The organism is Pseudomonas sp. 9.3L, assembly GCF_058536285.1.
Map to the genome: position 1 here is coordinate 3642972 of NZ_JBZUBK010000001.1, position 13180 is coordinate 3656151.

Below are 13180 nucleotides of genomic sequence, written 5' to 3' on the forward strand. Positions count from 1 at the left end.
CCGCGGCAATAACGGAAAACGCAAACGCCCGGCGTTACGGCAGCGCGGGACACGCCACTGTAACTCACCGGGCGCCACCTTGGATCATTCGCTTGAGAGCAAGTCCATGGTGTGTTTGTCCATCATTTCCAGCGCACGGCCACCGCCGCGTGCCACGCAGGTAAGCGGATCCTCGGCGACAATCACCGGCAGGCCGGTTTCCTGCGCCAGGAGCTTATCGAGGTCACGCAGCAACGCGCCACCGCCCGTAAGCACCAGGCCACGCTCGGCGATATCGGAGGCAAGCTCGGGCGGAGACTGCTCCAGGGCGCTCTTGACCGCTTGCACGATGGTCGCGAGCGACTCCTGCAGCGCTTCCAGTACTTCACTGGAGTTCAAGGTGAAGGCCCGTGGCACGCCCTCGGCCAGGTTGCGGCCGCGCACGTCCACTTCCCGCACTTCGCCGCCTGGATAGGCGGTGCCGATTTCCTGCTTGATGCGCTCGGCCGTGGATTCGCCGATCAGGCTGCCGTAGTTGCGGCGCACGTAGGTCACGATGGCCTCGTCGAAACGGTCGCCACCGACCCGAACGGATTCGGCATAGACCACCCCGTTGAGGGAGATCAGGGCGATTTCGGTGGTGCCACCGCCGATGTCGACCACCATGGACCCACGGGCTTCCTCGACGGGAAGGCCGGCGCCGATGGCGGCCGCCATGGGTTCTTCGATCAGGAACACCTCACGGGCACCCGCACCCAGTGCGGATTCGCGGATAGCACGACGTTCGACCTGGGTGGACTTGCACGGCACGCAGATCAGCACACGGGGGCTGGGCTGCAGGAAGCTGTTCTCGTGGACCTTGTTGATGAAATATTGGAGCATTTTCTCGCAGACGCTGAAGTCGGCGATAACCCCGTCTTTCATTGGGCGAATAGCTGCAATATTACCCGGGGTGCGGCCGAGCATGCGCTTGGCTTCGGTCCCGACGGCCACAACGCTCTTCTGGTTACCGTGAGTACGGATGGCAACCACCGAGGGCTCATTCAGGACGATACCGCGCTCACGCACGTAAATTAGGGTGTTGGCTGTTCCCAGGTCGATGGACAGATCGCTGGAAAACATGCCACGCAGTTTCTTGAACATGGAAAAGTGACCCTGGCAACGCGTGGGTAAAAAAGTGCGGCAAACTCTAACAACGGCAGGGATTTTGGGCAAGGCGCCAATATGTTAAATTGGCTGTTTTTCCGGGCACACGGCTTCACGATCGCAGCTTTGTGGCCGTATTTACGCCGTAGTGTCCCCGTCGGGTGGGCCATTCCCCCCGGCTTTGCCCTTTCTGGAGACCCCCATGGCGCTCGAACGCTCTGACGTGGAAAAGATTGCCCACCTGGCCCGTCTTGGGCTCAATGAGGCTGATATTCCCCACACCCTTGACGCGCTCAACAGCATTTTGAGCCTGGCCGACCACATGCAAACGGTGAATACGGATCACGTCGCACCCCTGGCGCACCCCCTGGAAGCCACCCAGCGCCTGCGACCCGACCACGTCACCGAACACAACCAGCGCGACGCCTATCAGGCCATCGCACCGGCCGTCGACAGCGGCCTCTATCTGGTACCGAAAGTCATCGAGTAAGGGAAATACGCCTGCCATGCATCAATTGACCCTGGCCGAGATCGCCCACGGCCTCAAAGCCAAGCAGTTCTCCTCCGAAGAGCTGACCCGCGCCCTGCTTGCCCGCATCCAGGCGCTGGACCCACGCCTGAACGCCTTCATCACCGTGACCGAGGCCCTGGCGATAGAGCAGGCCCGCGCCGCCGACGCCCGCCTGGCTGCAGGTGAAAGCACCCCGCTGCTAGGTGCCCCTCTGGCACACAAGGACCTGTTCTGCACGCAGGGCGTACGCACCAGTTGCGGCTCGCGCATGCTGGACACCTTCACGGCGCCCTATAACGCGACCGTAGTCGAAAAGCTCGCCGCTGCCGGCACCGTCACCCTGGGCAAGACCAACATGGATGAATTCGCCATGGGGTCGGCCAACGAAAACAGCTACTACGGCCCGGTCAAGAACCCCTGGCAGCTGGAACACGTACCGGGGGGCTCCTCTGGAGGCTCGGCCGCAGCCGTGGCCGCGCGCCTGCTGCCGGTCACTACCGGTACCGACACTGGTGGTTCCATCCGTCAACCGGCAGCCTTCACCAACCTCACCGGGCTCAAGCCAACCTACGGCCGCGTCTCGCGTTGGGGCATGATCGCATACGCCTCCAGCCTGGACCAGGCCGGCCCCCTTGCCCGCAGCGCTGAAGACTGCGCCTTGCTATTGCAGGGCATGGCAGGCTTCGACCCCAAGGATTCCACCAGCATCGACGAACCGGTGCCCGACTACAGCGCTACCCTCAACGACAGCCTCGACGGCTTGCGCATCGGCGTGCCTCAGGAATACTTCGGCGCGGGGCTGGATCCGCGCATCGCCGAGCGCGTTGAAGCCAGCCTGCGCGAGCTGGAAAAACTCGGTGCGATCATCACGCCTATCAGCCTGCCGAACATGCAGCATGCAATCCCGGCCTATTACGTGATCGCCCCTGCCGAAGCCTCCTCCAACCTGTCGCGTTTCGATGGCGTGCGCTTCGGTTACCGCTGCGAACATCCCGCAGACCTCACCGACCTCTACAAACGCTCGCGCGGTGAAGGGTTCGGCCCGGAGGTGCAGCGGCGCATCATGGTAGGCGCCTATGCCCTATCCGCCGGTTACTACGATGCCTATTACCTGAAGGCCCAGCGTATCCGCAGGCTTATCAAGAACGACTTCATGGCGGCCTTCCAGACCGTGGACGTGATCCTCGGGCCTACCACGCCGAACCCCGCCTGGAAACTGGGTGCCAAGAGCAACGACCCAGTGGCGGCCTACCTGGAAGATGTCTACACCATCACCGCCAACCTGGCTGGCCTGCCTGGGCTATCGATGCCCGTAGGGTTTGCTGACGGCTTGCCCGTGGGTGCGCAGTTGCTGGCGCCGTATTTCCAGGAAGGGCGATTGCTGAACATCGCGCACCGCTACCAGCAGGTCACCGACTGGCACCGCCAGTCGCCGGAAGGGTTCTGAGGAGAAACACCATGCAATGGGAAGTTGTGATCGGGCTGGAGATTCATACCCAGCTCGCCACCCAATCGAAGATTTTCTCCGGCAGCGCCACCACCTTTGGCTCCGAGCCCAATACCCAGGCCAGCCTGGTTGACCTGGGGATGCCGGGCGTGCTGCCGGTGCTGAATCAGGAAGCGGTGCGCATGGCGGTGATGTTTGGTCTGGCCATCGATGCCGAGATCGGCCAGCAAAACGTATTTGCGCGTAAAAACTACTTCTACCCCGACCTCCCCAAGGGCTATCAGATCAGCCAGATGGACCACCCTATCGTGGGCAAGGGCTATCTGGATATCACCCTGGAGGACGGCACCGTCAAGCGCATCGGGGTCACCCGGGCACACCTGGAAGAAGACGCTGGCAAAAGCCTGCACGAAGACCTCCAAGGCTTTTCAGGCATCGACCTGAACCGTGCCGGCACCCCCCTGCTGGAAATCGTGTCCGAGCCTGACCTGCGCAGCGCCAAGGAAGCAGTTGCCTACGTGAAAGCCATCCACGCCCTCGTGCGCTATCTAGGCATCTGCGACGGCAACATGGCCGAAGGTTCGCTGCGCTGCGACTGCAACGTGTCGATCCGACCGAAAGGCCAGGAAGCCTTCGGTACACGTTGCGAGATCAAGAACGTCAACTCGTTCCGCTTTATCGAGCGTGCCATCAACCGGGAAGTCCAGCGTCAGATCGAACTGATCGAGGACGGTGGCAGGGTGATTCAGGAAACCCGCCTGTACGACCCCAACAAAGACGAAACCCGCTCCATGCGCAGCAAGGAAGAGGCCAACGACTACCGCTACTTCCCTGACCCCGACCTGCTGCCGGTGGTGATCGAAGACGCGTTCCTGGACAGCGTGCGGGCGTCACTGCCAGAGCTGCCCCCTCAGAAGCGCGAACGCTTTCAGCAGCAGTACGGGCTGTCTGCATACGACGCCACCGTACTGGCGTCCAGCCGTGAGCAGGCCGATTACTTCGAACAGGTCGCGGCCCTAGGTGGCGACGCGAAACTTGCCGCCAACTGGGTCATGGTCGAGCTGGGCAGCCTGCTTAACAAGCTGAGCGTAGACATCGATCAGGCACCGGTCAGCGCCGAGCAGTTGGGCGGCATGCTGGTGCGCATTCGTGACAACACCATTTCCGGCAAGATCGCCAAGGTTGTGTTCGAGGCCATGGCCAATGGCGAAGGCACTGCAGACCAGATTATCGAAGCCAAAGGGCTGAAGCAGGTCACTGACAGCGGCGCCATCGAGAAGGTACTCGACGACATGCTGGAGGCCAACGCCGAGCAGGTGGCCCAGTACCGGGCGGCCGACGAGGCCAAGCGCGGCAAGCTGTTTGGGTTCTTCGTGGGTCAGGCCATGAAGGCATCGAAGGGCAAGGCGAACCCGCAGCAGGTGAACGAACTGCTCAAGCGCAAGCTCGAAGGCTGAGTTTCCATCGCGCCCATCGAATGATGGAGGTGTACCGTCGTCGCTGAACTTGCCTCCCTCGCGCCCCTTGGCTGGCTGCAATTTGCACTAGGCACGCTGTTGCTGCTGCTGGGGGCCGAGCTTACGGTGCGCAATGCCCTACGCCTGGCAGCGCGCGCACAGGTGCGGCCCCTGGTGGCTGGGTTGTCGCTGATGGCATTGGGCAGCAGTGGCCCTCAGTTGGTAATCGCTCTGGGCGCTGTGAGCACAGGGGCTAACGACGTGGCCTTGGGCAGTGTCATGGGCGGTACCCTCTTCAACCTGCTGGTTACTTTGGGCGCTTGCGCCTTGATCGTACCGCTGCGGGTATCGTTGCCAGTGGTCAAGCTCGACCTGCCCATGGTCATTGGCGCGGCTGCCCTGCTGTACCTGCTCGCGCTGGACTTGCACCTCGGCGCACTTGAGGCCCTCTACCTGCTGGTGGGCTGGGCCACCTACCTGGGCGTATTGGCGTGGCAGTTTCGGCAAAAGGCACGGCCTACCCCTGTGGCACCACGCCGGCAGCGTTCGGTGATGGCGGCTACCGTGCGTCTGCTGACAGGCATGGGCCTGCTGATACTGGGCGGTCAATGGCTGGTAATGGCAACGGTCGGCTTTGCCAATGAGCTAGGGTTGTCCGAACGCGTGATTGGGCTGACGGTAGTAGCGGCCTGCGGGTCGCTGCCCGCCTTGTTAATGTCTGGGCTCGCGGCCTTGCGAGGCGAACGTGAACTGGCTGTGGGCAATGTGATTGGGAGTGCGTTGTGCAACCTCACCCTGGTGCTGGCCATTGCCGTACTGTCCAGCCCGGAAGGCCTGTCCATCTCCCCCAACAGCCTTGTGTTCGAGTTGCCTGCGCTGCTCGGCGCTGCCGTGCTGACAGGCGTGCTGTTTCGTATAGGGTATCGGCTCAACCGGTTGGAGGGGTTGCTGCTGTTGGCACTGTATGCACTGTTCGGCCTGCACCTGATCGCCTTCAGCACGGACATGCCACTGGCCGTAAGGCTGGAGCACCTGCTTTGCACCTATGTGCTGCCTGTGCTGGTGGCCGGCGTGCTATTAAGCGCTGGCCGTCGGTGGTCGGCTGCGGGTTAATACGTCGCTATCGCGGCTAGATCCACTGCAACCCGTGCAGTATGAAAATACCCAGGTTAGTGGTAACGATTGCGGCGATGGTGGTCACCACCACGATGGTCGCTGCTAACCGGTAATTGCCGTTGGCGGCCCGCGCCATCACATAGCTGACAGAAGCCGTAGGGGCGCCGAAGTACAAGAACAGAATCCCCAGGTCTGCCCCTCTGAAGCCACACAGCCAGGCGCCCAACGTAGAGAACACGGGCAACGCAACCATCTTCACCAGGCTGGCACTGAGCGCCAGCCGACTGCCTGCGCGCAAAGCGGAGAGGGATAAGGTGCCGCCAATGCAGATCAGCGCCAGGGGCAGGGTCATGTGGGCCAGGTATTGAGCCGAAGCGTCTATCCAGCCGGGCAACGACACCTGCCAGATGACGAAGGGCACCGCCGCTAGCACGCCGAGAATCAACGGGTTGCGCACCACATTTATGGCCAGGCTCAGCGGGTCGGATTTCAAGGTGGGGCTGTAATAGGCCAACACTACGGACGACAAACTGTTGTACAGCACGATCATCACCGCTGCCAGAATCGACCCCACCGCAATCCCGTAGTCGCCATACATGCTGGCGGCCAGCGCCAGGCCAATGATGCCGTTGTTACCGCGAAAGCACCCTTGTACGTAGACGCCCCGATCTTCTTGCGGGCAATGCCACCGTGCCCATAGCCAGATCAAGCCAAAACTCACTACCGTGGCCACCGCGAAGTACAGCATCACGCCCAGTTGCAAGGCTTCGTTGAGGTTGGCATGAATGATCCCTAGAAACAGCAGGCAGGGCATGGTGACGTTGAACACTAATTCGGACGCTACCTTGATAAAGCCGTCATCGATCCAGCGAACACGTTTGAGCAACAGGCCCATGAAGAGCATGGCAAACACCGGTGCAGTGATATTCAGGGTGTCTAGAAATAGGCCAAGCATGGGGTAGGCAGTCCGTTGTCCGTCGTCTTCACTGCATGATAATTCACGGCTACAAAAAAGCGCGCAATCTGCGCGCTTTTTGGCCAGCAGCGGCGTTATTGCGGGCCTAACTTGTCCATCAAGGCTGCAAGCATTTCGTACTCTTGCGTCGTAAGGTCGGTGAGCGGGGTACGCACCGGGCCAGCGTCATAACCTGCGATCTTGGCGCCCGCCTTGACGATACTGACCGCATAACCCGCCTTGCGGTTACGGATATCCAGGTAGGGTAAGAAGAAGTCATCGATCATCTTGCCAACCGCTTCATGGTCATCGGCAGCGATGGCGTGGTAGAAGTCCATCGCCAGCTTAGGCACGAAGTTGAACACGGCCGATGAATACACGGGCACACCCAGTGCCTTGTAGGCGGCCGCGTACACCTCTGCGGTCGGCAAACCGCCCAGGTAGCTGAATCGGTCACCCAGGCGGCGACGGACGCTGACCATTAGCTCGATATCACCCAAGCCGTCTTTGTAACCGATCAGGTTAGGGCAGCGCTCGGCCAAGCGTTCCAACTGTACGGCGTTGAGGCGGCACACGTTGCGGTTATAAACGATCACGCCAATGCTGACGGACTTGCACACCGCTTCTACGTGGGCAGCGACGCCATCCTGAGAAGCTTCGGTCAAATAGTGAGGCAGCAGTAGCAAGCCCTTGGCCCCAAGGCGCTCTGCCTCTTGCGCATATTCGATCGCCTGGCGGGTGGCACCGCCTACGCCGGCCAGAATAGGTACGCTAGTTGCGCAGGTGTCCACGGCCGTCTTGATGACCTCGGAATACTCACTGGCCGCCAGAGAGAAAAATTCACCCGTGCCACCGGCGGCGAACAACGCGCTGGCGCCATAGGGGGCAAGCCATTCCAGGCGCTTTATGTAACCGGCGCGGTTGAAATCGCCTTTGGCATCGAAATCGGTCACCGGAAACGAGAGCAGGCCGGCGGAGAGGATGGACTTCAGTTCTTGTGGATTCATTGTTGTGAACACCCTGGTGCGCTATAGGACAAATACCGGCTCTTGCCGATGTTGTAAGTCATCGTACAACCACAATCAGAGAGATACAAGACCCGATTTGTTAGGGGGTTAGAAGCCACCTGCAGTTGGCCAATGCCTTCGGTTTTGACCTTTTCGCTTTTCGCCAACTGGCGTTGGCTCCTACAAATAACACCCGCGTTCAGGCGGGGTTGCCGGCCGCTTCTTCGTGCGCCTGGCGCAAGCGTTCGCGGCTGTTGGTGAGGTGAAGGCGCATGGCAGCGCGAGCAGCATCGGCGTCCTGGCGGGCAATGGCATCGAAGATCTCTTCATGCTCGCGGCTGAGCCGGGTCATGTAGTGCTGCTGATCGTCATGGGCCAGGCGCGCGGAATTCAGGCGCGTGCGCGGAATGATACTGGTGCCCAGGTGGGTCATGATGTCGGTGAAATACCGGTTGCCGGTGGCAAGTGCGATGCTGAGGTGGAATTGAAAATCCGATGCTACGGCATCGGTAGCATGGGCCGCACTTTCGTTGAGGGCGTCCAGGGCCGCGCGCATGGCCTGCAACTGCTCGTCGCTGCGCCGATGCGCCGCAAGCCCTGCGGACTCCACTTCCAGGCTGATGCGCAGCTCCAACACGGCCAGCACATCGCGCAACGTAACGATGGTGGCAGGGTCGATACGAAACCCGCTTGGGCTCGGGGTATCGAGCACAAACGTGCCAATGCCATGCCGGGTCTCTACCTGACCGGCCGCCTGCAAGCGCGAAATAGCCTCCCGAACTACAGTACGGCTCACGCCCTGCTCTTCCATGATGGCCGACTCGGTAGGCAGCTTGTCGCCACGCTTGAGCTCGCCACTACGGATGCGCTCGCTCAGCACGGCGACAAGCTCCTGAGCAAGGCTGCGGGGTTTTTTACGGGCGCGAGGGAGGGCGCTCTGATTGTCCATGGATAAACGCGTCTCGGGAGTGATCACGCCCCATCATAGCGTAAAGCGGGGCGCGTCATTGAATTAGACCGTGCTGCCGCCCTCCTCCTGTACCTGTAACCTCCCCCCTTCGATGCGCACGCGGCGGGGGTGGAACCGGGTCAGACTGCTGCGGTGGCCCACGCTCAGCACACTCACCCCAGGCAGGTGCTCGATCACTTGCTCGTACAGGGCCGCTTCGTCCTCTTCATCCATAGCCGACGTGGCTTCGTCCAGGAACAACCATTGAGGCCGGTACAGCAAGGCCCTGGCAAAGGACAACCGCTGCTGCTCCCCAGGCGAGAGCAGGCGTTGCCAATGGTTTGCCTCCTCCAGCCGCGAGGCCAGGTGCTCCAGCCTGCAATGGCGCAAGGCTTCTGCGTACTGCTCGGCGGAGTAGGTGTCGCTAGATTGTGGATAGCTCAAGGCCTCTTCAAGGGTGCCAATGGGCAAGTAGGGCTTTTGCGGCAGGAACAACGTGCGCTCGCCGGGCAGCTGAATAGTGCCGCCCCCCTTAGGCCACAGCCCGCCCAAGGCGCGCAGCAAGGTACTTTTGCCACTGCCGGAACGGCCGCTGAGCATTAGCCGCTCACCAGGCGCCAGGTTCAGGTTCGTACCGGCCAACAAGGTACGCCCATCCGCCAATGCCAGGGACAAGCCGGCGATGTGCAACATCGGCCCCTGAGCCTGCACGTTGATGGCGGCTGGGCGCTCTTCGTTTTCACTCATGGCCTGGCGGAAGCTCAATAGACGGTCGGTGGTTGCGCGCCACTCGGCCAACGAGGCATACGCATCGACGAACCAGCTGAGGTTTTCCTGCACATTGCCGAACGCGGAGTTGATCTGCATGAGTTCGCCAAGCTGAATCTTGCCAGCGAAATAGCGGGGGGCGGCGACCACAAAGGGGAAGATGATTGCGATCTGCCCGTAGCCTGCGGTGAAGAAGGTAAGGCGTTTCTGAACCTTCATCAGCGACCGGAAGTTGCCCCATACTCGCCCGAAGCGGTCTACCAGCCGTGCCTGCTCGTTGGGCTCACCCTTGTAGAGCGCGATGCTTTCGGCATTCTCCCGCACCCGTACCATGGAAAAACGCAAGTCGGCTTCATAGCGCTGCTGGCGGTTGTTCAACGGGATGAGCTTGCGCCCGATCAGATGAGTCAGCCAGCTGCCCACGATGGCGTACACCAGAGCCGCCCAGAACATGTACCCCGGCACGTTAATGCCAAACACCTCGATACTGCCCGATACCCCCCACAAGATAATGGAGAAAGACACAAGGCTGACCACGGTGCGCAACAACCCAAGGCCCAGGGATAACGTAGAGCCGGTGAAGTTGTTGATGTCCTCGCTGATGCGCTGGTCGGGGTTGTCCGTGTAGGCGCCCGCTTCCATGTGATAGAAATTCTTGTGGCCCAGCCACCGTGCAAAATGCTGTTCAGTCAGCCAGCGGCGCCAGCGTATGGTCAGCATCTGCGTAAGGTACAACCGGTACACCGCGCCCAGAATGGCGATAGCGGCGATACCGCCGAAATACAGAATCAGATGGCTGAAGGCCGCCGTGTCTTTCTCTTGCAGGGCATTGTAAAAGTCCCGATACCAGCGGTTTAGCAGCACCGAGATCGCTACGCTGAAGAGTGACAACACAATGACGGCAATCAACAGCAGCCACGCCTTGCCCTTCTCCTCGCTTCGCCAGTAAGGCGTAATCATGTTCCACGCACGGGCAACGAAATGCCCGCGTACAGCATCGTTCACTGCAGAGTATTCAGCGTTATCGGTCATAGAGGGCTCAAAGCAGTTTGACGCCCGCCAAGCCCGCAGTCGGGCCGATGACGGGCAAAGAACCTAAGGGCAGCCACGCGGGCGACCTAGCGGCGCACGGGCCGCTTTTGAAGCTTGCGCTGCAACGTGCGCCGGTGCATGCCCAAGGCCCGCGCCGTGGCGGAAATATTGCCTTCATGCTCGGCCAGCACGCGCTGGATGTGCTCCCACTGCAAGCGGTCTACTGACATGGGGTTATCAGGCACCAGCGTGTCCAGGTCGGCGTGCTCGGACAACAACGCGGCCAGCACATCGTCGGCGTCCGCCGGCTTGCACAGGTAGTTACAGGCACCGCGCTTGATCGCCTCTACCGCCGTGGCGATGCTGGAGTACCCGGTGAGGATCACCACCCGCATCTCGGCATCCAGCTCCAGCAACCGGGGCAACAGTACAAGCCCCGAGTCACCTTCCATTTTCAGGTCCAGCACGGCGTAGTCCGGCATGTCCTGCTGGGCCAGGGCCAGGCCCTCCTCCGCCGAGCCTGCGGTGCTGACGCGAAAGCCGCGCCGGCCCATGGCACGCGCCATCACCCGGGTAAAGGTGGCATCGTCGTCCACCAGCAACAGGTGAGGCAGTTCCTCCGCCTCTGGCGCCTGGGTTTCGTCAGTCATCTGTTTCTCCTCGGGCATTACGGGGCAACCGAAGCTCGGTGAGCGTGCCCCCATCCTCGTGACTATAGAGTTTTACCGAGCCACCCGCGCGGGTCACACTGGCTTTGCTCAAGAACAGGCCAAGGCCAAAGCCTTTGCCCTTGGTGGTGAAGAAAGGTTTACCGATTTGCTCGGCAATGGCCAGGGGTACACCCGCCCCGTGGTCGCGAATACTGATGAAGATGTTTTCATCGTCCCAATCCAGGCGCACTTCCAGATCGTCCGGGCATGCATCGGCGGCGTTATTGAGCAGGTTGAGCAACGCTTGGGTAAGGTCCGCGGGCGGCGACAGTCGAGGCACGGCGCCTTGCGCCAGGCGGTGGAACCGGTAGCTGGCCTCCGGGCGCATCAAGTGCCAGCGGTCCAACGCTTCGCCTAGCCATACCGTGACCTCCAGCTCTATCACGTCCTGACGCCGATTGGCCTCGGCAGCGCGTACCAACTGTTGCAGCGTTTGCTTGCACAGTTGCACTTGGTCCTGCAGCACCTGAAGGTCTTCCTGAAGCATGGGGTCGTTGTGGTCCTGGCGCATCTCCTTGAGCAAGACGCTCATGGTGGCCAACGGCGTACCCAATTCATGGGCGGCGCCAGCGGCCTGTGTTGCCACGGCCAGCAACTGCTGATCGCGCAAGCCCTCTTCCCGGCGCTGGGCTCGCCAATCCTGTTGGCGGCGCAGCTCTTCGGCCATGCGCGCCGCAAAGAAGGTAATCACCGCAGCAGCCAGGGCAAAGCTCAGCCACATGCCGTACACCTGCATGTTTTCCCGTGCGATCGGGTAGGTTTCCAGCGGGTAGAACTGCATCAGCAGCAGCGTGTAGCTGGCCAAGGCAACGCCAGACAGCACCAGGGAATACAGCCATGGCAGGGTGACGGCGGCGATGGTCAGCGGCACCAGGTAGAAAGACACGAACGGGTTGGTGCTGCCCCCGGAGTAATACAGCAGGACGCTGTGAATCAGCAGGTCGCACACCAGTTGTAGGGCGTACTCCAGTTCGGTCACCGGCAGGCTGGCGCGCAAGCGCAGCGCGGTCAATGCACACAGCACGGCAGAACAGCACAGGGTGATGCTCAATTGCATCCAGGGCAGCGGCAGCAAGTGCGTCAGGTAGGCAAAACCTACCGACCCTGCCTGGGCGGCCAAGACCAGAATACGCACGCCGGTGAGGCGCCACAGGTTTTGGCGAGTAGCAGATAACGGTGGCACGGCGGCGAGCATGTCCTCTCCCGGGGTGGATGCGCTGAAATAGCGCACAGGAGTATAACGGCCTCGCTGCCGCGTCTACAGCGCCACGGCAACCTTCACTGCAATAGGAACCGGGGCAATTGTTATTAGTCCTAGCCTCGACGGTTAACCAAGGAAGCTCACATGCCTCAAAAGATAGCGTCATCTGCCCTCGCCGCCTGCCTGGCTATCGTGGCGGTGCCAGCCTTGGCCGATGAGCCCCGTTACAACCAGATCACGCTGCATGCCGAAGCCACGCGCGAAGTGCCACGCGACCTGATGAGCGTCACGCTGTACAGCGAAGCGCAGGACACCGACCCTGCACGCCTGGCCAGTACTGTAACCAAAAGCCTCAATGAAGCGCTGGCCAAGGCTCGGCAAGCCAAGGGCGTAACAATCCGCCAAGGCAGCCGCAACAGTACAGCTGTGTACGACGACAAGGGCCAGGCTATCACCGCCTGGCGCGAACGCGGCGAGCTGCGCCTCGAAAGCCAGGATTTTGCCGCACTTGCTACGCTGACAGGCGAATTGCAGCAAAGCCTGAAACTGGGCGGGATGGACTTCAGCATTGCCACGGCGACGCGCCAACAGAGCGAAGACGCGCTGATTAAGGACGCCGTGGAAGCATTCAAGAATCGCGCAAAAATCGCCGCGCAAGCATTGGGTAAACAGGACTACAAGATCGTCAACCTGACCCTTAACAGCAGCGGAGTGCCCCAGCCTTTCCTGCGCGCGACCATGATGAAAGCGGCCCGTGCAAACGCGGTCACCCCCGATGTAGAGGGCGGCACCACGGATGTTACGGTAAGTGCAGACGGCACCATCGAGCTGGCACCTTAGCCCAGCCACAGCAATACGGGTGAACGAACGCCGGTTCGTTTGCCTCATCCCAAAGCGACGCG

General features: G+C 61.2%; 12 protein-coding genes. 5 read left to right on the forward strand and 7 right to left on the reverse strand.

The window, feature by feature from the left end; translation table 11 throughout:
• Positions 1-84: 84 nt before the first annotated feature.
• Entirely contained in the window at positions 85-1122 is a 1038-nt protein-coding gene (gene mreB / locus AC4LE2_RS16885) for a rod shape-determining protein MreB (protein ID WP_168083969.1), read from the reverse strand.
• A gap of 205 nt (positions 1123-1327) precedes the next feature.
• Between mreB and gatC the strand changes: the two genes are divergently transcribed.
• The 4 genes from gatC (at position 1328) to AC4LE2_RS16905 (ending at position 5653) form a co-directional block, all read left to right on the forward strand.
• Positions 1328-1615 (forward strand): Asp-tRNA(Asn)/Glu-tRNA(Gln) amidotransferase subunit GatC, encoded by a 288-nt coding sequence (gene gatC / locus AC4LE2_RS16890; RefSeq protein ID WP_491826846.1) that lies wholly within the window; start codon positions 1328-1330, stop codon positions 1613-1615.
• Between the two features lie 16 nt (positions 1616-1631).
• Positions 1632-3083, forward strand: coding sequence for an Asp-tRNA(Asn)/Glu-tRNA(Gln) amidotransferase subunit GatA (gatA, locus tag AC4LE2_RS16895; protein ID WP_491826847.1), 1452 nt, complete (start codon positions 1632-1634; stop codon positions 3081-3083).
• A gap of 11 nt (positions 3084-3094) precedes the next feature.
• Positions 3095-4540, forward strand: coding sequence for an Asp-tRNA(Asn)/Glu-tRNA(Gln) amidotransferase subunit GatB (gene gatB, locus AC4LE2_RS16900; protein ID WP_491826848.1), 1446 nt, complete (start codon positions 3095-3097; stop codon positions 4538-4540).
• Positions 4541-4615: 75 nt separating this feature from the next.
• Positions 4616-5653, forward strand: coding sequence for a sodium:calcium antiporter (locus AC4LE2_RS16905; protein ID WP_491828163.1), 1038 nt, complete (start codon positions 4616-4618; stop codon positions 5651-5653).
• Between the two features lie 16 nt (positions 5654-5669).
• Here the strand turns inward: AC4LE2_RS16905 and AC4LE2_RS16910 are convergent, their stop codons facing one another.
• The 6 genes from AC4LE2_RS16910 to AC4LE2_RS16935 form a co-directional block, all read right to left on the reverse strand.
• On the reverse strand, positions 5670-6611 hold the full coding sequence (locus AC4LE2_RS16910) for an AEC family transporter (RefSeq protein ID WP_491826849.1): 942 nt from the start codon (positions 6609-6611) through the stop codon (positions 5670-5672).
• Positions 6612-6706: 95 nt separating this feature from the next.
• Positions 6707-7618 carry a 5-dehydro-4-deoxyglucarate dehydratase gene (kdgD, locus tag AC4LE2_RS16915; protein WP_491826850.1) on the reverse strand — a complete coding sequence of 304 codons (912 nt, stop codon included), beginning with the start codon at positions 7616-7618 and terminating at the stop codon, positions 6707-6709.
• 199 nt (positions 7619-7817) lie between these two features.
• Positions 7818-8567, reverse strand: coding sequence for a FadR/GntR family transcriptional regulator (locus AC4LE2_RS16920; protein WP_491826851.1), 750 nt, complete (start codon positions 8565-8567; stop codon positions 7818-7820).
• 63 nt (positions 8568-8630) lie between these two features.
• A complete protein-coding gene (locus tag AC4LE2_RS16925; protein ID WP_491826852.1) occupies positions 8631-10367 on the reverse strand; it encodes an ABC transporter ATP-binding protein/permease in 1737 nt (578 codons plus the stop codon).
• A gap of 86 nt (positions 10368-10453) precedes the next feature.
• Positions 10454-11017 carry a response regulator transcription factor gene (locus tag AC4LE2_RS16930; protein ID WP_491826853.1) on the reverse strand — a complete coding sequence of 188 codons (564 nt, stop codon included), beginning with the start codon at positions 11015-11017 and terminating at the stop codon, positions 10454-10456.
• Positions 11010-12272, reverse strand: coding sequence for an ATP-binding protein (locus AC4LE2_RS16935; RefSeq protein ID WP_491826854.1), 1263 nt, complete (start codon positions 12270-12272; stop codon positions 11010-11012). Before AC4LE2_RS16935 ends, AC4LE2_RS16930 begins: the two co-directional genes overlap by 8 nt.
• A 150-nt stretch (positions 12273-12422) precedes the next feature.
• Here AC4LE2_RS16935 and AC4LE2_RS16940 point away from each other — a divergent pair, with 150 nt between their 5' ends.
• Positions 12423-13118 (forward strand): SIMPL domain-containing protein, encoded by a 696-nt coding sequence (locus tag AC4LE2_RS16940; protein WP_491826855.1) that lies wholly within the window; start codon positions 12423-12425, stop codon positions 13116-13118.
• The last annotated feature ends 62 nt before the right edge of the window (positions 13119-13180 follow it).

What these genes read in the sequence shown, in the direction of transcription:
- AC4LE2_RS16935 (WP_491826854.1), bottom strand. Translation starts at nt 12,272, where the DNA reads ATGCTCGCCGCCGTGCCACCGTTATCTGCTACTCGCCAAAACCTGTGG.
- AC4LE2_RS16920 (WP_491826851.1), bottom strand. Translation starts at nt 8,567, where the DNA reads ATGGACAATCAGAGCGCCCTCCCTCGCGCCCGTAAAAAACCCCGCAGC.
- AC4LE2_RS16910 (WP_491826849.1), bottom strand. Translation starts at nt 6,611, where the DNA reads ATGCTTGGCCTATTTCTAGACACCCTGAATATCACTGCACCGGTGTTT.
- mreB (WP_168083969.1), bottom strand. Translation starts at nt 1,122, where the DNA reads ATGTTCAAGAAACTGCGTGGCATGTTTTCCAGCGATCTGTCCATCGAC.
- gatC (WP_491826846.1), top strand. Translation starts at nt 1,328, where the DNA reads ATGGCGCTCGAACGCTCTGACGTGGAAAAGATTGCCCACCTGGCCCGT.
- AC4LE2_RS16930 (WP_491826853.1), bottom strand. Translation starts at nt 11,017, where the DNA reads ATGACTGACGAAACCCAGGCGCCAGAGGCGGAGGAACTGCCTCACCTG.
- gatB (WP_491826848.1), top strand. Translation starts at nt 3,095, where the DNA reads ATGCAATGGGAAGTTGTGATCGGGCTGGAGATTCATACCCAGCTCGCC.
- AC4LE2_RS16940 (WP_491826855.1), top strand. Translation starts at nt 12,423, where the DNA reads ATGCCTCAAAAGATAGCGTCATCTGCCCTCGCCGCCTGCCTGGCTATC.
- gatA (WP_491826847.1), top strand. Translation starts at nt 1,632, where the DNA reads ATGCATCAATTGACCCTGGCCGAGATCGCCCACGGCCTCAAAGCCAAG.
- AC4LE2_RS16925 (WP_491826852.1), bottom strand. Translation starts at nt 10,367, where the DNA reads ATGACCGATAACGCTGAATACTCTGCAGTGAACGATGCTGTACGCGGG.
- kdgD (WP_491826850.1), bottom strand. Translation starts at nt 7,618, where the DNA reads ATGAATCCACAAGAACTGAAGTCCATCCTCTCCGCCGGCCTGCTCTCG.